Origin of the sequence: Pseudomonas sp. DSV-1 (assembly GCF_035830915.1) — a bacterium.
Taxonomy (GTDB): domain Bacteria; phylum Pseudomonadota; class Gammaproteobacteria; order Pseudomonadales; family Pseudomonadaceae; genus Aquipseudomonas.
The window spans coordinates 3419870-3437685 of sequence record NZ_JAYMYG010000001.1 but is presented as its reverse complement, the minus strand read 5'-3'; the positions used below and the strand labels follow the sequence as shown (position 1 = coordinate 3437685).

General features: G+C 59.5%; 19 protein-coding genes. 10 read left to right on the top strand and 9 right to left on the bottom strand.

The window, feature by feature from the left end; genetic code table 11:
* The first annotated feature begins 6 nt into the window (after positions 1 to 6).
* Positions 7 to 441, top strand: coding sequence for a MarR family transcriptional regulator (locus VSQ83_RS16165; RefSeq protein WP_133079003.1), 435 nt, complete (start codon positions 7 to 9; stop codon positions 439 to 441).
* A gap of 133 nt (positions 442 to 574) precedes the next feature.
* On the opposite strand, the gene VSQ83_RS16160 is transcribed toward VSQ83_RS16165, so the two are convergent.
* Positions 575 to 2758 (bottom strand): patatin-like phospholipase family protein, encoded by a 2184-nt coding sequence (locus VSQ83_RS16160; RefSeq protein ID WP_133079004.1) that lies wholly within the window; start codon positions 2756 to 2758, stop codon positions 575 to 577.
* A 70-nt stretch (positions 2759 to 2828) separates the two neighbouring features.
* Here VSQ83_RS16160 and VSQ83_RS16155 point away from each other — a divergent pair, with 70 nt between their 5' ends.
* On the top strand, positions 2829 to 3116 hold the full coding sequence (locus VSQ83_RS16155) for a SelT/SelW/SelH family protein (RefSeq protein WP_133079029.1): 288 nt from the start codon (positions 2829 to 2831) through the stop codon (positions 3114 to 3116).
* Here VSQ83_RS16155 and VSQ83_RS16150 read toward each other — a convergent pair.
* From VSQ83_RS16150 to VSQ83_RS16140, 3 genes are all read right to left on the bottom strand, one after another.
* Complete coding sequence (locus VSQ83_RS16150) at positions 3110 to 4000, bottom strand: DMT family transporter (RefSeq protein WP_133079005.1); 891 nt, start codon at positions 3998 to 4000, stop codon at positions 3110 to 3112. The genes VSQ83_RS16155 and VSQ83_RS16150 overlap by 7 nt on opposite strands.
* Before the next feature lie 77 nt (positions 4001 to 4077).
* Complete coding sequence (locus tag VSQ83_RS16145) at positions 4078 to 4836, bottom strand: helix-turn-helix transcriptional regulator (protein WP_133079006.1); 759 nt, start codon at positions 4834 to 4836, stop codon at positions 4078 to 4080.
* Between the two features lie 18 nt (positions 4837 to 4854).
* Positions 4855 to 6309, bottom strand: coding sequence for a TrkH family potassium uptake protein (locus tag VSQ83_RS16140; RefSeq protein ID WP_326397619.1), 1455 nt, complete (start codon positions 6307 to 6309; stop codon positions 4855 to 4857).
* A gap of 119 nt (positions 6310 to 6428) precedes the next feature.
* On the opposite strand from VSQ83_RS16140, the gene VSQ83_RS16135 reads away from it, so the two are divergent.
* Positions 6429 to 6992, top strand: a complete 564-nt coding sequence (locus VSQ83_RS16135) for an NAD(P)H nitroreductase (RefSeq protein ID WP_219262955.1) — start codon at positions 6429 to 6431, stop codon at positions 6990 to 6992.
* A gap of 130 nt (positions 6993 to 7122) precedes the next feature.
* Here the strand turns inward: VSQ83_RS16135 and VSQ83_RS16130 are convergent, their stop codons facing one another.
* From VSQ83_RS16130 to VSQ83_RS16110, 5 genes are all read right to left on the bottom strand, one after another.
* A complete protein-coding gene (locus tag VSQ83_RS16130; RefSeq protein WP_133079009.1) occupies positions 7123 to 8457 on the bottom strand; it encodes a HAMP domain-containing sensor histidine kinase in 1335 nt (444 codons plus the stop codon).
* 78 nt (positions 8458 to 8535) lie between these two features.
* Complete coding sequence (locus VSQ83_RS16125; RefSeq protein ID WP_133079010.1) at positions 8536 to 8967, bottom strand: Spy/CpxP family protein refolding chaperone; 432 nt, start codon at positions 8965 to 8967, stop codon at positions 8536 to 8538.
* A gap of 142 nt (positions 8968 to 9109) precedes the next feature.
* Positions 9110 to 9787, bottom strand: a complete 678-nt coding sequence (locus VSQ83_RS16120; protein ID WP_133079011.1) for a response regulator transcription factor — start codon at positions 9785 to 9787, stop codon at positions 9110 to 9112.
* A 71-nt stretch (positions 9788 to 9858) separates the two neighbouring features.
* A complete protein-coding gene (locus VSQ83_RS16115) occupies positions 9859 to 10158 on the bottom strand; it encodes a YciI family protein (protein ID WP_326427201.1) in 300 nt (99 codons plus the stop codon).
* A 1-nt stretch (position 10159) separates the two neighbouring features.
* Entirely contained in the window at positions 10160 to 10756 is a 597-nt protein-coding gene (locus VSQ83_RS16110; RefSeq protein WP_133079013.1) for a septation protein A, read from the bottom strand.
* A gap of 84 nt (positions 10757 to 10840) precedes the next feature.
* Between VSQ83_RS16110 and VSQ83_RS16105 the strand changes: the two genes are divergently transcribed.
* The 7 genes from VSQ83_RS16105 (at position 10841) to VSQ83_RS16075 (ending at position 17805) form a co-directional block, all read left to right on the top strand.
* Positions 10841 to 11704 (top strand): PHP domain-containing protein, encoded by an 864-nt coding sequence (locus tag VSQ83_RS16105; RefSeq protein ID WP_133079014.1) that lies wholly within the window; start codon positions 10841 to 10843, stop codon positions 11702 to 11704.
* A gap of 13 nt (positions 11705 to 11717) precedes the next feature.
* Positions 11718 to 12350: an L-threonylcarbamoyladenylate synthase gene (locus VSQ83_RS16100; RefSeq protein ID WP_133079015.1), complete on the top strand. Its 633-nt coding sequence runs from the start codon at positions 11718 to 11720 to the stop codon at positions 12348 to 12350.
* Between the two features lie 128 nt (positions 12351 to 12478).
* Entirely contained in the window at positions 12479 to 13177 is a 699-nt protein-coding gene (locus tag VSQ83_RS16095; protein ID WP_162207958.1) for a segregation and condensation protein A, read from the top strand.
* A gap of 12 nt (positions 13178 to 13189) precedes the next feature.
* Entirely contained in the window at positions 13190 to 14176 is a 987-nt protein-coding gene (scpB, locus tag VSQ83_RS16090; protein WP_326427200.1) for an SMC-Scp complex subunit ScpB, read from the top strand.
* Positions 14177 to 14292: 116 nt separating this feature from the next.
* Positions 14293 to 14484: a DUF1289 domain-containing protein gene (locus VSQ83_RS16085; RefSeq protein ID WP_133079018.1), complete on the top strand. Its 192-nt coding sequence runs from the start codon at positions 14293 to 14295 to the stop codon at positions 14482 to 14484.
* Between the two features lie 144 nt (positions 14485 to 14628).
* On the top strand, positions 14629 to 15825 hold the full coding sequence (gene rluB, locus VSQ83_RS16080) for a 23S rRNA pseudouridine(2605) synthase RluB (RefSeq protein ID WP_133079019.1): 1197 nt from the start codon (positions 14629 to 14631) through the stop codon (positions 15823 to 15825).
* A 561-nt stretch (positions 15826 to 16386) separates the two neighbouring features.
* Positions 16387 to 17805 (top strand): amino acid permease, encoded by a 1419-nt coding sequence (locus VSQ83_RS16075; protein WP_133079020.1) that lies wholly within the window; start codon positions 16387 to 16389, stop codon positions 17803 to 17805.
* Positions 17806 to 17816 lie beyond the last annotated feature (11 nt).

The window sequence follows — 17816 nt, the reverse complement described above, 5'->3', positions numbered from 1 at the left end:
TTTTTTATGCCGTTAACCGATCAGCACCGTTTTGGTATGCAACTGGCCCAAATGTCTCGTGGCTGGCGTGCCGAGCTGGATCGTCGTCTTGCCGGTCTGGGGTTGTCCCAGGCGCGTTGGCTGGTGCTCTTGCATCTGGCCCGCTTTGACGAAGCGCCGACTCAGCGCGAACTGGCCCAAAGTGTTGGCGTTGAAGGTCCGACCCTTGCTCGTTTGCTCGACAGCCTTGAAGCCCAGGGCTTGGTTCAGCGTCACTCGGTGGTTGAAGACCGTCGCGCCAAGAAAATCGTCCTGAGTGATTCTGCCCGTCCGTTGATCGAGCAGATCGAAGCCATCGCCACGGCGTTGCGCCAGGAGCTGTTTGTGGGTATCGATGAAGAAGAGCAGCGCATTTGCCTGCGCGTCCACAAGCGCATTCTGGATAACCTCGAGAAGAACTGATGTAGACCTGTGGGAGCGGGCTTGCTCGCGATGCAGGCGGCGTGGTGCATCCGGGTGGCCGCGTCGATGCAATCGCGGGCAAGCCCGGCTTCCACAAGTTCTGTGCTGTTTACAGCTCTCTGTGGGCGGGCTTTCAGAACGTCTGCCCCAGGTTCAGATACAACGCCTTTTGGTCATCATCGTTAAAGCCATAGCTGAAGTTCAGCGGGCCCAGCGGTGTGTCGAAGCCGATAAAAATACTCGCCGCATTGATATAGCCGCTGTCGAACTCGTTGTCGTTGTTCCAGGCGCGCCCGCGCTCCAGCGAGGCACCGGCATACAGCGGGAAATCAAACGGCAAATACGAGCGCGGTGTGAGGCGACGATAGTACACGGCCCGCATCAGGCTGATGTTCTGCCCAGAGATCCCGTCCTCCCTGAACCCGGACAATTGCCGTGCTCCGCCCAGCAGGAAGCTGGAGGTCACCACATTGGCCTTGTCCAGCGTGCGCCCGTAGCGCCCGCCCAGAATCCAGGTGTCGGGCCCTGAACTCAGGGCCTTGTCCAGATTGAACTCCCACTGACGATAACGCTCATCCGAGCCAAGCCCCGGTTCGAATTGGCGCACGCTCAGGCTGATGTCTTCACCCGAATGGGGGAAGTACACGTTATCCAGAGAGTCGAAGGAGTATTTCAGGTCGTAGAAGCCTTCGTTGAAGCTGGTACTTGGCAAGTCACGTTCCCCAATTCGCACGTCGGCCTTGCCCCATGCCTCGCCCACTCCCAGACGGATCTCGCCGCTGTTGCCGATTTGACGACCAAAATTGAGGCCAAAACCGTAACGCTCAAGTCGGTATTCGGCAATGGGGTCGTTGTCGAGGATGGCTTCCACGTTTTGTGACTGGGCGTTGATGTAGGGCGCAACGAAGTAGCGCGATCCCGCATCCAGCGGCTGGTAAAACTCGCTGTACAGCTCTTGCTTGTCGCCAATCTGCACCCGCGTCAGCCACTCTGCGCCCAGGGTATTGATGCCGTTGATGCGGTAACTGGCGCCGATATTGAATGCGCTGTCGCCGCGCATATCGTCAGACAGGTTCAGTCCCAGGCGCAGATAGTCGGTGCCGCTGCGTTTGCCGCGGGCGCTGATCACCAGGGTGCGATCCTTGCCCTTGTGCACCACGCGGTATTGCACCTGATCGAAGTAGTCCAGCCCGTACAGCGTGCCCATGTCCCGTTGCAGGCGGCCCAGGTCCAGCGGTTCGCCAATGGGTTGGCGAATGTAATAGCGGATCACCGAGTCGCCGATTTTAGAGTCGTTTTCGATCCTGATCGCGGTAATGACCGGGGTGCGCTCTTCGGGGGAGCGGGCCTCGGCCAACTGGGTGCTGGAGTCATGGCGCAAGCTGGCCAGGCGTTTTTCGAGAATCTGTGTGGCGCGGTAGCCGGCGTTGATGATGTCTTGAGAGCGACCAAAATCAGTGGCGCCATAACTGGCCAGTGCGGGCTGGATCAGGATGTCATCGGGCTTGAGTGACGCAAGCTGTATCTCGGAGTTGCTGCGGGTCATCAGGGTGATGGACTGATTGAGGATGTCGAACACGGTATTGAGTTGTTTGCGCCCGCGAAGGGGGGTGCCGATATCCACCACGATGACCATGTCCACGCCCATCTCGCGGGCCACATCCACGGGAATATTGTCGACCATGCCACCGTCAACCAGCAGTTGACCGTTGATCTCAACCGGGGCGAACACCGCCGGGATCGACATGCTGGCGCGGATCACCTGGGGTAGATGGCCTTTGCGAAACACCACCTTTTCACCATTGACGATATCAGTGGCGACGGCGCGGAACGGGATCGGCAGCTTGTCGAAATCACGGATGTCGCTGCTGTGGGCCAGCAGGCTTTCGAGCAGTAACGCCAGGTTCTGGCCCTGAATCACGCCCAATGGCAGACCCAGACTGCCATCATCACGGAAACTGAGTTGCTGTTTGACCAGAAAGTCACGGTCGTCCTGCTTGCGCCGGAACGGTACGTCTTCGCGGGCCGGGGCATCTGACAGGGCTTCTTGCCAGTCGATACCCAGCGCGAGCTTTTCCAGCTCATCGATCTTGTAGCCCGAGGCATACAGGCCGCCGATCACCGCTCCCATGCTGGTCCCCGCGATGGCATCGATCTGGATGCCTTGCTCTTCAAGGGCCTTGAGTACGCCGACGTGGGCCAGACCGCGGGCCGCCCCTCCGGACAGCACCAGGCCGATTTTGGGCTTGCCCGCTTCGGCGGCAAACAGCACCAGGGGACATAAACACAGGAGTAAACAGCTCAGCAGGCGGCGCATCATGAATCTCTGGGCAAGCGACAAAGGCGGCTATTATAGCGGCGCCTTTCCTACAAGAGCCTTTGAAATCATGCCGTCGAACAAACCCGAAATTGTCATCACCTACTGCACCCAATGCCAGTGGCTGCTGCGTGCTGCCTGGCTGGCTCAAGAGTTGCTCAGTACTTTTGCCGAAGACCTTGGCCGGGTCGCGCTGGAGCCTGGTACTGGCGGGGTGTTTCGCATCACCTGCGACGGCGTGCAAATCTGGGAGCGCAAGGCCGATGGCGGCTTTCCCGAGGCCAAGGTGCTCAAGCAGCGGGTTCGCGACCAGATCGACCCGCAGCGCGACCTTGGGCACAACGACCGGGTTCAGTGAGCCGCGGCATCCAGCGCGGGCTTGCCTGGAGCGGGGCCGCCGGCCATGCGGCTCGACACCACGATCGCGACAATAATCAGCAGCCCGCCCAGTAGCATGCGCAGCGAAGGTGTTTCGTGGAACAACAGCCAGGCCAGGGTGATTCCGTAGACCGGTTCCAGGGCAAAGACCACGGCCGCAGTGCGCGCCTTGATCACGGCGAGGCTGGCGACGAACAGGCTGTGAGCCACGCCCGTGCACAGCACGCCCAGCAGGCAGATCCACAGCCAGTCCAGCGGTCGGACATCGCTTAGCTGCGGGGCGGCAAATGGCAGCAGGCACAAGGCGACCACCGCGTTTTGCCACATTGCCGCCTGCACGGCGGGTACCCGGCCCGAGTTGGCCCGGTTGTTCAGTGACAGCAGGGAGAACAGCAGGCCCGAGGCGATCGACCACAGCAGCCCTTCGGTCGCCTGGCTGGCCAGATCAAAACTCGGGGTGACGAGGATCAGTCCGACGCTGACCAGTACCACCAGAATGATTTCGTTGAGCCGAATGCGTTCGCGAAAAATCAGCCCTTCGAGAATCACCGTGAATGCCGGGAAACTGGCAAAGCCCAGGGTTGCAATCGCCACCCCGGCGATCTTGACCGAGATAAAAAAACTCACCCAGTGCCCGGCCAGCAGTAAGCCGCTCAACAGCAGGTTGCGGGCATCGCGCAGGGTCAGCGTGTACCAGCTGCGTTTGGCCAGACCGGCGAAGCAGACAAGGGCCAGAACCGCAAAGGCGGCGCGGCCAAAGACGATGATTGCAGCCGAAGCGGCCGCCAGCTTGCCGAATACGCCCGTCAGGCCAAACAGCAAGGCACCGATGTGCAGGGCACCCAAAGCGGTACGCGGAGTCATTGCAATCCTTAAATCAATACAGGCAAGGCGTGCAGTCTAAGGGGCGGGGCGGGGAGCTGTCTGTCGTGAGACTGGCGTCAGTTGTCGCCAGACTCGCGGCGCAGTACCGAAGGCGAGGCTCCGAATTCCCGGAGCATGGCGGCTGCAAAAGCGCTCTGTGAACTGTAACCGACGCGGCTGGCGACTTCGCCAATGGGCAGGGTGCTGTGGCGTAATAGCGTCAAGCCGCTGTACAGACGGCGTTGGCGAATGTAGTCCATGGGCGTTTGCCCGCTCTCGCTGACAAAGCGACTGTGCAAGCGGGCGCAGGAAAGACCGGCAATCTGCGCCAGATCTGCAACCTGAAGTGGGTAGGCGGCATTTTGTGCGATGTAGGCATCCATGGCGGCGTAGGGCAGGCGTCGGGCTTGTGTCTGTTCAGGCGCGAGCGGGTTCAAGCTGGCCAGCAGCAGAATCGCACCTTGGCGGGCAATCAGAGGGTCACTCACAGGACTGCTGGCCAGCCAGCTCACCAATTGGTGTTGCCTGGGGTCCAGGACCAGGTGACCGGTCGTGTCGAGAAGGCGACGGCTGGCATCGGCGTGCTCGCCCAGGGTTTGCCCGAGCCAGTTTTGCCCCGGAACGTCGAGCACCAGGCAGTGGCTACCTTGCGGGCTGCCGCAGGTGTGGTGAGCGCCTGCGGGAATAATGATCAGATGCTGCTGACGTAACAGGCTGGCGCGTCCGTCCACTTCGAAATCGAGTTTGCCGGACAGACTGATCACCACCTGCGCGTGCTCATGGCTGTGAGCAATCACCTCTTGGCGGTAATGACGCAGTGACAGGATTTGGTCCATGGCGACCTCATGTGTGGATCAGTGCCGCCAGAATGCCGGGATGCACAGTACGAACACGGTAATGATCTCCAGGCGACCTAGCAACATGCCCAGGGACAGAATCCACTTGGCTGCATCCGGCAGGCTGGCGAAGTTGCCGGAGGGGCCAATGGTTTCGCCCAGCCCCGGTCCAACGCCGGACACTGTGCTGGCAGCGCCGGTGAGGGCGGTCATCCAGTCCAGCCCCAGCAGCGAAAGGGCCAGGGCGATCACACAAATGGTGATGGCAAAGAAGAACGAAAAGGTCAAAATCGAGCGTACGATTTCTTCGTCGAGGCGGTGGCCGTTGTACTTCTGCTTGATCACTGCACGAGGGTGGATCAGCTGATTAAGGTTGGCCTTGAGCAGGATGTAGGCGACTTGAAAACGGAAAATCTTGATTCCGCCAGCAGTCGAGCCCGAACATCCTCCAATAAAGCCCAGATAGAAGAACAGCATAAGCGAGAAATTGCCCCACAGGCTGTAGTCGCCCAGAGCGAAACCAGTGGTTGTAACAACCGACGTCACGTTGAGCGCCACATGGCGGAAGGCGTCCCAGTAAGGCATGTTGGTGGTCCACCACAGCCAGGCGCTGAGTACGATCCAGGTCACCAGCAGCAGGCCCAGCAAACCTTGAACCTGCTGGTCCTTGATCAGCGCCTTGCGATGGCCGCGCAAGGTGGCGACATACAGGGTAAACGGCAAGCTGCCCATGATCATCACGGCGATGGCCACCCAGTGCACTGCCGGTTGTGACCACTTGGCCAGCGACTGGTCGGAGGTTGAGAACCCTCCGGTGGAAATGGCCGACATGGCGTGGTTGATCGCGTCAAACACACTCATGCCTGCCCACCAGAACGCCAGGCTGCCGATGATGGTGATGCCGACATAAGCGGCCACAATCAGTCGCGCCACCATATGCGAGCGGGGCATGACCTTTTCGGATCGGTCAGAAGATTCGGTCTGGAACAGGCGCATGCCACCGATTCGCAGCAGGGGCAAAATCGCTACCGCCATGCCGATAAAGCCAATGCCACCCAGCCAGTGGAGCATTGAGCGCCACATCAAAATGCCGGGGGACATGGTGTCCAGCCCGCTCAGGACCGTGGAGCCGGTGGCGGTAATGCCGGACATGCTTTCGAAAAATGAGTCGGTGTAGCTGATGTGCTGCGTCAGCAAAAATGGCAGTGCGGCGAAGATGCACACGATGACCCAGCTGGACACCGTCAGCAGGTACATGTCCCGTGGACGCAGGTGAACCTGCTCGGGGCGCCCGGGTATCACCAGCGCCAAACCTGCAATAAAGGTAATCAGGCTGGCCCACAGGAAAGATGGCAAGTCGCCCAGGTGGTCGTAAATCACCAGGGTCAACATGGGCACAGCCATGCTGATCGCGAGCGTAATCAGGAAGATGCCGATAATAAAACCGATGATGCGTAAGGTCGGCAACGCCATGAAGTCAGCTCGGGGATGAAAGAGGGGCGCCATTCTACCTGTGGTCTGGGCTATGTAAACTGCCAGGCCCTCGGGAGATACCGTTAGAATAGCCGCACATTTTCTTCAGGAGGTGGCCAATGGAGGCTCTCGACGCTTTGCTCAACCGTGTTTCTGCCCCGCGCTTGCTTGATCCGGCGCCGACGGCCGAGCAACGTGAAGTACTGTTTGCGGCCGCCTTGCGTGCGCCGGACCACGGCCAGTTGCGTCCTTACCGTTTTTTGACGGTTGAAGGCGAAGCGCGCAACCAGCTGGGTGAAATACTTGCCGAGGCCGTGCAGGCCCAGGGCGGCGAGGTGACACAAGCGGCATTGGACAAGGCTCGCGCCATGCCTTTGCGCGCACCGTTGGTCGTTGTGGTGATTGCCCGTTTGCAGGATCACTTCAAAGTACCGAAATCCGAGCAACTGATTACGGCAGGCTGTGCAGCCCATGCCATTGAACTGGCAGCCTTTGCCCAGGGCATTGGTGCGGTATGGCGTACCGGTGAATTGTCCTATGCGCCACATGTGGCCAAGGGACTGGGGCTGGGCGAGGGCGAGGAAGTGGTCGCGTTCTTGTATCTGGGGACCGCGCAGAACGAACTGCGTACCGCGCCGAAAGTGGATAGCGCCGAGTTCGTGAAGGCGTGGCCGGTCAAGTAATCCCGGATCTCGAAACCTGTGGGAGCGGGCTTGCTCGCGAGGGCATCACCGCGGTCATCCAGACAAACCGCGTCGCCTGCATCGCGAGCAAGCCCGCTCCCGCAACAGCAGCGCAAACGCCGCATCAGATTTACAGATTGCCGTTGGGCTCCAGCGGCAACTCCAGCGTGGCAATAAACCCGCCATCCGGATGATTGCCCAGCACCAGGCGCCCGCCATGACGTTCCGCAGCACGGCGTGCAATGGCCAGTCCCAGCCCGTGCCCGGCGGCCGTCTGGCCAGGCGCGCGGAAGAACGGTTCGCCCAGTTGTGCCAAGTGCTCCTCGGCGACACCGGGCCCGTGGTCGCGTACCTTGATAGTGATGTGCTCGCCCTCGCGCGCCGCACTCAACTCGATCGGCTGACCGGGCGGGTTGAAACGTTGCGCATTGCGCAGCAGGTTATCCACCGCCCGCTCGATCATGGTTGGCCAGCCATTGAGGCTCAAATCCGGCTCGGCAAGCAATTGCACCGCTTGCTCGGGGGCCGCCATCGACGCATCCTTTTGCACCGCGCCGAGCAGGGCATTGAGCTCCACGTGCTCTGCGCTGGCCTGGTCGGCATCAACCCGGGCCAGGGTGAGAATCTCACTGATCAACGATTCAAGCCGATCGCATTCGCGGGTCAGCCGTGGCCACAGTTTTTCCCGCTCCTCAGGTCCGGCGCGCTCGGCCAGTGCCAGGGCGATTTTAAGGCGGGCCAGTGGCGAGCGCAGCTCGTGGGACACGTCGCGCAGCAACTGGCGCTGACTGCCGATCAAACTTTGCAGGCGGGCGCCCATGCGGTTGAAGTCGGTGGCCAGTACGCCAAACTCATCGCGGCGCGAGGCCAGTCGCGCCAGGCTGTTCTGCTGGTAGGTGGTTTGCCCCAGATCATGCACTGCAACTCGCAGGCGGCTCAGCGGCCGGGTGATAGAGAGGGTGACCATCAGGCTGAACAGGGTCAGTACCACCAGGGCAATCCCCAGGGCACTCAGCGGCCAGATCAGGCTCTGGCGATGCCAGGCATCCAGTTCCGGGTGTGGAATGCGATAAATCAGCAGGTAGGTTTCGGCGGTTTTTGGGCTGGTGTATTCGACCGTCAGGCGGCGCCAGGGCAACTGCTCTTCGCCCGGATGCTGGCGAGCTTCCCAGGCCGCTGCCCGGCGAGGGAACGTGCCGCGAACCACGGGGTCGCCACTTTCGTTAAGTACCTGCACGTCGATGTGATAGCGACGTTTACGCTTTTCGAGGAAGTCTTGGGCGGCGTCGGCGCCCTGGGTTTCGTAGCGCTCAGTCCATTGTTGCGCCAGGTTGGCGATCCCTGGGTGGCGGGAAAGAATCCACGCGTCCTGATTGAGCATGTGCCCCATCAGGATCGAAAGCCCTGCGACCAAGGCAATCGCCAGCCAAAAGCTGGCAAGAATGCGCCAAAACAGTGATCGCACGGTAATTCCTCGCGGGTAATGGGTTAAAACGAGTAAAGCCCAACGGCCAAAGGCCGTTGGGCTTCATGTGCGCGTGGATTATTGCGCTTTAGGAGCTTGCTGTGCTTTCCATTCCTTGAACTGCTTCCACTCAGCCTGGCGCTCGGTGCGTTTCTGTTGCATCTCGTCGAAGCGTTTTTGCTGATCAGGCTTGAGCAAGGCACGGATATCGCTCTGGGTCTTGTCGTGCTTGGCCTTTATCTCGTCTTTCAGTGCTTTTTGATCAGCGGCTGGAAGTTTTTCCAGGTACTTCTCGACCAACTGCTTGCGGTCATGCATTTGCTCGCCCATCAACTTGCCAATCTGCTGGCGTTGTTCGCGGCTCAGGTCCAGTTGGCTGTAAGGGGCTTCGCCGCGACCGTGGTGCTCGCCACCGTGACGTGGGCCCATTGAGCCGTCGCCACCAGGCATGGCCATTGCGACGGTTGGCAGTGCTGCAGCAAACATCAAAGCAATTAGAGTCTTACGCATGGTGTGTCTCCTTCGATTACGTTCCGGTGAATCCGGATGCGCCCAGTTTAGGGAGATCAAGGTCAAGCGCTGTCAGCCCTGCGTAAAGCTTTGGTAAAGACGGTTTTGCGGGGTATTTACATACGCTCCCGGCAAAAAGGGGTTATGCGCTGTAAAAGTAACCACGGCTGCGCAGCGCCACAATACGGGGGCTGCCGTCGGGGTGGGGGCCAATCTTCTTGCGCAGGTTGCTGATGTGCATGTCCAGGCTGCGGTCGTACAGGGTCAGTTTGCGGCCCAGGGCAATCTGCGCCAGTTCCTGCTTGTCCAGCGGCTCGCCCGGTTGACGCAGCAGGGCTTCAAGAATCCGGCTTTCAGACACGGTCAGCGTGATGTCGCGCTGGTCGATCGTGACCACGCCGCGCATGGGGCTGAAGCACAAATCCCCCAGCTCCATCTGGCTGGATACCGCTGCCGGATGGCTGCGGCGCAATACAGCGCGCAGGCGGGCAGTCAGTTCCCGGGGGTCGCAGGGTTTGGCCAGGTAGTCATCGGCGCCCAGTTCGAGCCCCAGAATGCGGTCCAGGGGTTCGCCACGGGCTGACAGCATCAGCACCGGCAAGTCCGGATGATCGCTGCGCAGTTGTTTGAGCAGCTCAAGGCCGCTGCCATCTGGAAGCATGACATCCAGCACCACGGCATCGGGGCTGGACTCGTTCAACGCCTTGCGGGCGCTTGAACCGTCATGGCAAGCGCGAACCTGGAAGCCTTCCTGGCTCAGCCAACTGACGAGAAGCTCACACAGCTCCTCGTCATCATCTATCAGTAACAGGTCGCTCATGACTTACTCGATTTAACCAGTGCCGACGTTGTCTACGTCGGCTACCGGCAAAGATACCCCAGGGAGGCGGGTTACGGCAGGACTTGCTTGAACGGCTTGACGATGACACTGGCATACACGCCAGCAGCAACGAAGGGATCAGCCTCGGCCCAGGCCTGGGCGATGGTCAGGGATTCGAACTCGGCCACGATCAGGCTGCCGCTGAAGCCGGCAGCGCCCGGATCATTGCTGTCGATGGCCGGATGAGGGCCGGCCAGCACCATGCGACCTTGCGCGTTAAGCTGTTGCAAGCGCTCAAGGTGCGCAGGGCGGGCAGCCAGGCGAGTTTCAAGCGAGTTGGCGACGTCTGTTGCAATGATGGCGTAGAGCATGTCAGTCCTTGGTCTTGGGGGTGGTTGGATCGGTGTCATGCAGATGGCGCGACAGGTAGATGCCTTGGCCGATCAGGAACAGCACGGTCATGCCCAGGCTGCCGAACACTTTAAAGTCGACCCAGAAGCTTTGATAGGTGAACGCAACGTAGAGGTTGGCCGCGCCGCAAAACAGGAAGAATGCGATCCAGGCCAGGTTCAGGCGTGTCCATACCGCGTCGGGCAGGGTCAGTACATGACCCATCATGCGTTTGATCAGCAGTTTGTCGCCGATAAAATGGCTACCGGCAAACACCAGTGCAAATAGCCAGTTCACCACCGGCGCTTTCCACTTGAGGAAGGTTTCGCTGTGGAAGGCGAGGGTCAGGCTGCCGAACACGAGGCAGGCTATCAGGGTCAGCCATTGGCTTTTTTCAAGTTTGCGCTGTTTAAAAAACAGAATGCCGTACACCACCAGCGAACTGGCAATCAGCATCGCCGTAGCGCTGTAGATACCCCCGACCGACAGGCTGTGCCCGCCGATTTCGATGATGCGTGGGTCGGTTTTGTAAACGATGAAAAACAGTAGCAGCGGGATGAAGTCGATGAATTGTTTCACAGTGGCAGCCAGAAGCAGGATGTGGCGGCATAATAACAAACATCAATGACAGCGAAAGTGTCAGCTAGAGGTTATTAAATCCCCGTGGAAATTGACTTGCATTGCCATAGCACAGCTTCCGATGGCGCCCTGGCGCCTGCGGTACTGGTCGCGCGTGCGTTCGAGAAAGGTGTGCGAGTCCTGGCCCTGACCGATCACGACACACTTGAAGGTCTGGACGAAGCCCGCACAGCGGCGCAGGCGCTGAACATGACCTTGATCAACGGCGTCGAATTGTCGTGTACCTGGGGCGGGGCCACGATTCATGTGCTCGGCTACGGTTTTGATGTCAATGCCCCGGCGTTGGTCGAGGCCATTGCCAAACTGCATGAGGGCCGCTGGCTGCGGGCCGAGGAGATCAGTCGCAAACTGGCGCTCAAGGGCATGCCCGGCGCACTTGAAGGCGCGCGGGCCATCCAGCAAGGGCTGGGTGACAGCGGTAATGCCCCGGCCCGTCCGCACTTTGCCGATTTTCTGGTCGAGGCCGGGTACGTCAAGGATCGCGCTGAAGCCTTTCGCAAGTGGCTGGGGGCGGGCAAGCTGGGCGACGTCAAACTGCATTGGCCGACCCTTGAAGACACGGTCGCCACCCTGCGTGCAGCCGGGGCCTGGGTAAGCCTGGCGCACCCGTCGCACTACGATTTCACCCGCAGCAAGCGCCGACGTCTGATTGGCGACTATATTCAAGCTGGGGGTCACGCTATTGAAGTGGTCAACGGGTATCAGCCAGCCGATCAGGTAGGCAGCCTGGCGATCCTTGCGCGTGAGTTCGGTCTGCTGGTCAGTGCCGGCAGTGATTTTCATGGTCCGGGAGGTTGGTCCGAGATTGGCGAGTACCGCCCGGTCCCGGAAGATCTGCCGCCATTGTGGTGTCGATTCAAATATGAACAGCCCACTGCTAACGTCTGAACAGGTAAACACTGTGAGTCAATTTTTCCAGATTCATCCGGAAAACCCTCAAGCGCGCCTGATCAAGCAGGCCGTCGAGATCATCAAAAAGGGTGGGGTGGTGATTTATCCCACCGATTCGTCCTATGCCGTGGGTTGCCAGATGGGCGACAAGGGTGCGATCGAGCGGATCAAGCGCCTGCGTAACCTGGACGACAAGCACAACTTCACCCTGATGTGCTGCGATCTTTCCCAGCTGGGGCTTTTCGCCAAGGTCGATACCGGCACGTTCCGTTTGCTCAAGGCTCACACGCCGGGACCTTACACCTTCATTCTCAACGCCACCCGCGAAGTGCCGCGCCTGCTGCTGCATCCCAAGCGCCGTACTATCGGCCTGCGCGTACCGAGCCACCCGATTGCGCTGGCGCTGCTTGAAGAGCTGGGCGAGCCGCTGATGAGCGTGACGCTGATTTTGCCGGGCGAAAGCGAGCCGATGGAAGATCCGTACGAGATTCGCAATGCCCTGGAAAAACAGGTCGACCTGATTATCGATGGCGGTTTTGGCGGCAACAAGGCCTCGACCGTGATCAGCCTGGTCGACAGCGGTGATCCCGAGATTGTCCGTGTGGGTTGCGGCGATCCTGAACCGTTTATGGTCGAGGCCTGATGTCTGACGTTCAAGCTCCTGAGGCGGTAGAGGCCCAGGCCGGTGTCCAGCAAGAACTGTCGCTCGCTATGGTCTATGGCCAGGCGGTCATCGAAATGCCGCAAGACCTGTACATCCCTCCGGATGCGCTGGAGGTGTTCCTCGATGCCTTTGAAGGCCCGCTCGACCTGCTGCTGTACCTGATCCGCAAGCAAAACATCGATATCCTCGACATTCCGGTGGCTGAAATCACCCGCCAGTACATGGGTTATGTCGAGCTGATGAAAACCGTGCGCCTGGAGTTGGCCGCCGAGTACCTGGTGATGGCCGCCATGCTGGCCGAGATCAAGTCCCGCATGCTGTTGCCTCGCTCGGTCGAAATCGAAGAGGACGAGGGCGACCCCCGTGCCGAACTGATTCGCCGCTTGCAGCAATACGAGCGTTTCAAGGCTGCCGCTGAAGGGATTGAAGGGTTGAGCCGGGTAGGGCGCGAGGTGTTTGTGCCCAAACTCGATGCCCCTGAAGCCCGGGCCCGCAAGCTGGTGCCGGATGTGGCGCTGGAAGAGTTGCTGATGTCCATGGCTGAAGTGTTGCGCCGAACCGACATGTTTGAAAGCCATCAGGTCAGCCGTGAGGCCCTGTCGACCCGCGAACGCATGAGCGACGTGCTCGAACGCCTCAAGGGCGGCGGCTTTGTGCCTTTTGTCGAGCTGTTTACTGCCGAAGAAGGCAAGTTGGGCGTGGTCGTGACGTTTATGGCCGTGCTTGAACTGGTCAAGGAGTCGCTGGTCGAGCTGGTGCAAAATGAACCCTTCGCGCCGATCCATGTGCGGGCAAGAGCCGAATAAAGAGCTGAAACCATGAATTTGACTGAACCCCGCGAGCTTGCCTCCTTGCTTGAGGCCTTTCTGTTGGCCTCGGGAAAGCCGCAAAGCCTTGAGCGCCTGTTTGAACTGTTTGAAGAAGGTGAGCGTCCGGAACCGCCTGTATTTAGGAAGGCCCTGGAACTGCTGCGCAAATCCTGCGATGGCCGAGCGTTTGAACTCAAGGAAGTTGCCTCGGGCTATCGCCTGCAGATTCGAGAAAAGTACTCGCCGTGGGTCGGGCGTTTGTGGGAAGAGCGCCCGCAGCGCTACTCGCGAGCCATGCTTGAAACCATGGCGCTGATTGCCTATCGCCAGCCCATCACGCGGGGCGAGATTGAAGACGTGCGAGGTGTGGCGGTTAACAGCCACATCGTCAAAACCCTGCTTGAGCGAGAGTGGATCCGCGTGGTGGGCTATCGCGACGTGCCGGGCAAGCCTGCGATGTTCGCAACCACCAAGGGTTTTCTCGATCACTTCAACCTCAAGAGCCTCGACGAACTGCCGCCGCTGGCCGAGTTGCGCGAGCTTGAGCCTGATCCGATCCTCGATTTCGACGACGCTCCGGTGCCTGCGCACCTTCAGGCCCTGGCCGACGAAAGCGCCGAGCCGGAAGAGCCCAAGGATGAAACCAGCTTCCGTACCCTGCTGACGGAACTGGACTCGATGGAAGAAGGTCTCAAGACCGACTTTGACGATTTGCTGCGCGACGCTGTGCCCGTCGATGTTCCGGAGCCGGAAGCAGAGGTAGCGGTAGAGGTCGAAGTAGAGGTAGAGGTAGAGGTAGAGGTAGAGGTAGAGGTAGAGGTAGAGGTAGAGGTGCAACCACAACCGGCGCAACCCTCTGCGGCCGAGCTGGCCCGCGAGCGATTGCGCGCTGCCGTTGCGGCCCTTGAGCAGCGTTCGGCCTTGAGCGATGAAGAGCGTGAGGCTCAGGCACTGGCTGAAGCCATCGAGCAGGAGCGCCGCGAGCAGCAAGATTGACAAATCTTTGTAGTCGCTGCCGAAGGCTGCGATCGAGCCCGCAGGGGTCGTGCTTTTTAAAACGAAGGTACTGCGGCAGCCTTCGGCAGCGACTACACATAAGTGGGAGGGCAGTAATGACTTCACCCAAAGACCCCTGCATCGGCGTCTGCAAATTTACCGATGACATCTGCATCGGTTGCGGGCGCACCAAGCGTGAAATCAAGGCCTGGAAGAAACTCGGCAAAGACGAAAAGCGTGCAGTGCTGGCGGAGTCGGCGCTGCGTTTGCTGGCGTTTGAGGCCACCGGTCGGCGGAAAAAGAAGTAAGTCGGCCACTTCGTGACTAGCCTTTGATGCGCAATGGCCAACATCAGCGTATGATTCGCGACCCTTTGGCGCTCGATAGAGCCCCAAGGCCCATTTTTAACACTTCAGGCGTTCGCCTGAATTGACACACCGGGAGGTGCCCAGATGAGTGATCTAGACCCTAAAGACAGCCAGGAAATTGGCCCAGCAGGCGAAAAACTGCAAAAAGTCCTCGCCCGTATTGGCGTTGGCTCGCGTCGCGACGTAGAGAGTTGGATCAGCCAGGGCCGTATCAAGGTCAATGGCAAGGATGCAACCCTGGGTCTGCGCGTAGACCTGCACGACGCCATCTCCATCGATGGCAAGGTGATCAAGCGTGAAGAGGCAGCCGAATCGGTTCGCCGCGTGATCATGTACAACAAACCCGACGGCGAAATCTGCACCCGTGACGACCCTGAAGGCCGTCCGACCGTGTTCGACAAACTGCCGCGTCCAAAAGAAGGCCGCTGGATCAACATCGGCCGCCTGGACATCAACACCACCGGCTTGCTGATGTTCACCACCGACGGTGAGCTGGCCAACCGCCTGATGCATCCTTCCTACGAAATGGACCGTGAATACGCGGTACGTGTACGTGGCGAAGTGGATGACGAGATGATCGAGCGCCTCAAGGCTGGCGTTGTGCTGGAAGACGGCCCTGCGCGTTTCACCGACATCAAGCAGGCTCCGGGCGGCGAAGGTTTCAACCATTGGTACCACTGCGTAGTGATGGAAGGCCGTAACCGTGAAGTACGTCGCCTGTGGGAATCCCAGGGCCTGGTGGTCAGCCGCCTGAAGCGCGTGCGTTTCGGTCCGGTGTTCCTCAACTCCGACCTGCCGATGGGTCGCTGGCGCGAAATGAGCCAGTTTGAGGTTGATATCCTCAGTGCTGAAGTTGGCCTCACGCCGGTTGCCATGCCGCAGATGAACGCCAAGAGCAAAGACAAGCTGGAGCGTATGCAGCGTAAATCCTCGCGCCCTGTGGCTCGTGGTGATCGTGTTGCCCGCGTTCTGCGTCCGGCCGAAGGTGCCCCGTTGGCTCCGCGTCCAGCCCGTCAGCCACACATCGAAGGCGAGCGCCCGGCGCGTCCTGCCCGCGATGAGGCTGCTCGTCCGGCACGCAAGCCGGCAGGTCGCACTGACCGCGTACCTGCGGGTCGTGGTGCGCCGGTTGCCGAGCGTCCGAGCGAAGTCAACAAGCGTCCAACCAAGCCAAGCCGTTCAGGCCCCAAGCTGGTTGACGATGCACCGTCGGGCAAGCGTCGTGGCGCTCCGGCCGGTTCCGGCCAGCGTCCAGGCTTTGGCCGTCGCAAGCCGCAGTAAGCGTTAAGCGCTGTACAAAAAACGCCAGCCCTTCGGGGTTGGCGTTTTTTTATGCCTGAAAAACGCCTTCGGCAGGTGCAGCAGGCAATAAATTAGGTGGAAAATAATCGTTACAGCTCGTCAACAAATTCATACGAATTCAGCCACTTACCGCCATTAAACCGCTGAAATCACTTCGCTGTAATGAAAATTTGCCGAGTTTTATAGAATTAGGACACTTCCTACATAGATTGCGGCTTGTTTCGTCTTGCTATCGGCTGTGTGATGGGATCTTGCCTACGTGCGGGTGTACAATGCGCCGCGTTTTAACTGTGACTCAATTGCGTACCCGCGCATTTTGCCAAGGCTGCACGCCTTGAAAATTCCGCAATGCCACAAGCGTTGCGGGTTCGATTCCGTCACAGATAAAAACAAACAGGTGACGCATGACTCGTGAAACAACCTTGGATTCCTGGCGCCTGCGCTGGGGTTTGATTTGTGTTGTAGACCCTTCGATCACTGCCTCTGGTGCTCAAGCTACAACGCACTGAATCACATCAAACCTTGTGTGGGACCTTTTCAATGAGTGGAAATACCTCGCATTCGGGCGAGCTTAAACGCGGCCTGAAAAATCGTCATATTCAGCTGATCGCCCTCGGTGGCGCGATTGGTACTGGCCTGTTCCTCGGTTCGGCCGGGGTGCTGAAGTCAGCCGGTCCATCGATGATTCTGGGCTATGCGATCTGCGGCTTCATTGCCTTCATGATCATGCGCCAGCTCGGCGAAATGATCGTCGAAGAACCGGTCGCCGGTTCTTTCAGTCACTTTGCCCATAAGTACTGGGGTGGTTTTGCCGGCTTCATGTCGGGCTGGAACTGCTGGGTGCTCTACATTCTGGTGGGCATGTCGGAACTGACCGCCGTCGGCAAGTACGTGCACTACTGGTGGCCGGAAATCCCGACCTGGGCCTCGGCAGCAGCCTTCTTCGTCCTGATCAACCTCATCAACCTGACCAACGTCAAAGTGTTTGGCGAGGCCGAGTTCTGGTTCGCGATCATCAAGGTCGTGGCGATCGTCGGCATGATCGCCCTTGGCAGCTACCTGCTGGTCAGCGGCAGCGGCGGTCCTCAGGCATCGGTCAGCAACTTGTGGGAGCACGGCGGCTTTTTCCCGAACGGGACGACCGGTCTGATCATGGCCATGGCCTTTATCATGTTCTCCTTTGGCGGTCTGGAAATGCTCGGTTTCACCGCAGCAGAAGCCGACAAGCCGCGCACCGTGATCCCCAAGGCGATCAATCAGGTGATCTACCGCATCCTGATTTTCTACATCGGTGCCCTGGTGGTTCTGCTGTCGTTGACCCCGTGGGACTCGTTGCTTGAAACCCTCAACGCCGGTGGCGACAGCTACAGCAGCAGCCCGTTCGTGCAAGTGTTCTCGATGCTGGGCAGCAACACGGCGGCCCATATCCTTAACTTTGTGGTCCTGACCGCAGCGTTGTCGGTGTACAACAGCGGCACCTACTGCAACAGCCGCATGCTGTTGGGCATGGCGCAGCAGGGTGACGCACCCAAAGTGCTGGCCAAAATCGACAAGCGCGGTGTGCCGGTCAACTCGATCCTGGCTTCGGCTGCCGTCACGGTGATTGCGGTCCTGCTCAACTACCTGATGCCACACGATGCGCTGGAACTGCTGATGTCCCTGGTAGTGGCCACCCTGGTAATCAACTGGGCGATGATCAGCTTCTCCCATGTCAAGTTCCGCCAGCACATGGATAAAACGGCGCAAGTCCCGCTGTTCAAGGCCTTGTGGTATCCCTACGGCAACTACATCTGCCTGGCATTTGTAGCGTTCATTCTGGTGATCATGTTGTTGATCCCGGGGATTCGCGTGTCGGTGTATGCGATTCCGGTGTGGGTGGTCTTTATGTGGGTGTGCTACCTGATCAAAAACAAGCGCGCGGTGCAGGCATCGGCTGCGGCTTACAGCTCTGCCAAATAAGCTGAGCGGTT

What these genes read in the sequence shown, in the direction of transcription:
- VSQ83_RS16150 (WP_133079005.1), bottom strand. Translation starts at nt 4,000, where the DNA reads ATGACTCCGCGTACCGCTTTGGGTGCCCTGCACATCGGTGCCTTGCTG.
- VSQ83_RS16160 (WP_133079004.1), bottom strand. Translation starts at nt 2,758, where the DNA reads ATGCGCCGCCTGCTGAGCTGTTTACTCCTGTGTTTATGTCCCCTGGTG.
- VSQ83_RS16140 (WP_326397619.1), bottom strand. Translation starts at nt 6,309, where the DNA reads ATGGCGTTGCCGACCTTACGCATCATCGGTTTTATTATCGGCATCTTC.
- VSQ83_RS16145 (WP_133079006.1), bottom strand. Translation starts at nt 4,836, where the DNA reads ATGGACCAAATCCTGTCACTGCGTCATTACCGCCAAGAGGTGATTGCT.
- VSQ83_RS16075 (WP_133079020.1), top strand. Translation starts at nt 16,387, where the DNA reads ATGAGTGGAAATACCTCGCATTCGGGCGAGCTTAAACGCGGCCTGAAA.
- VSQ83_RS16115 (WP_326427201.1), bottom strand. Translation starts at nt 10,158, where the DNA reads ATGCTCTACGCCATCATTGCAACAGACGTCGCCAACTCGCTTGAAACT.
- VSQ83_RS16120 (WP_133079011.1), bottom strand. Translation starts at nt 9,787, where the DNA reads ATGAGCGACCTGTTACTGATAGATGATGACGAGGAGCTGTGTGAGCTT.
- VSQ83_RS16085 (WP_133079018.1), top strand. Translation starts at nt 14,293, where the DNA reads ATGACTTCACCCAAAGACCCCTGCATCGGCGTCTGCAAATTTACCGAT.
- VSQ83_RS16165 (WP_133079003.1), top strand. Translation starts at nt 7, where the DNA reads ATGCCGTTAACCGATCAGCACCGTTTTGGTATGCAACTGGCCCAAATG.
- VSQ83_RS16135 (WP_219262955.1), top strand. Translation starts at nt 6,429, where the DNA reads ATGGAGGCTCTCGACGCTTTGCTCAACCGTGTTTCTGCCCCGCGCTTG.
- VSQ83_RS16155 (WP_133079029.1), top strand. Translation starts at nt 2,829, where the DNA reads ATGCCGTCGAACAAACCCGAAATTGTCATCACCTACTGCACCCAATGC.
- VSQ83_RS16125 (WP_133079010.1), bottom strand. Translation starts at nt 8,967, where the DNA reads ATGCGTAAGACTCTAATTGCTTTGATGTTTGCTGCAGCACTGCCAACC.
- rluB (WP_133079019.1), top strand. Translation starts at nt 14,629, where the DNA reads ATGAGTGATCTAGACCCTAAAGACAGCCAGGAAATTGGCCCAGCAGGC.
- scpB (WP_326427200.1), top strand. Translation starts at nt 13,190, where the DNA reads ATGAATTTGACTGAACCCCGCGAGCTTGCCTCCTTGCTTGAGGCCTTT.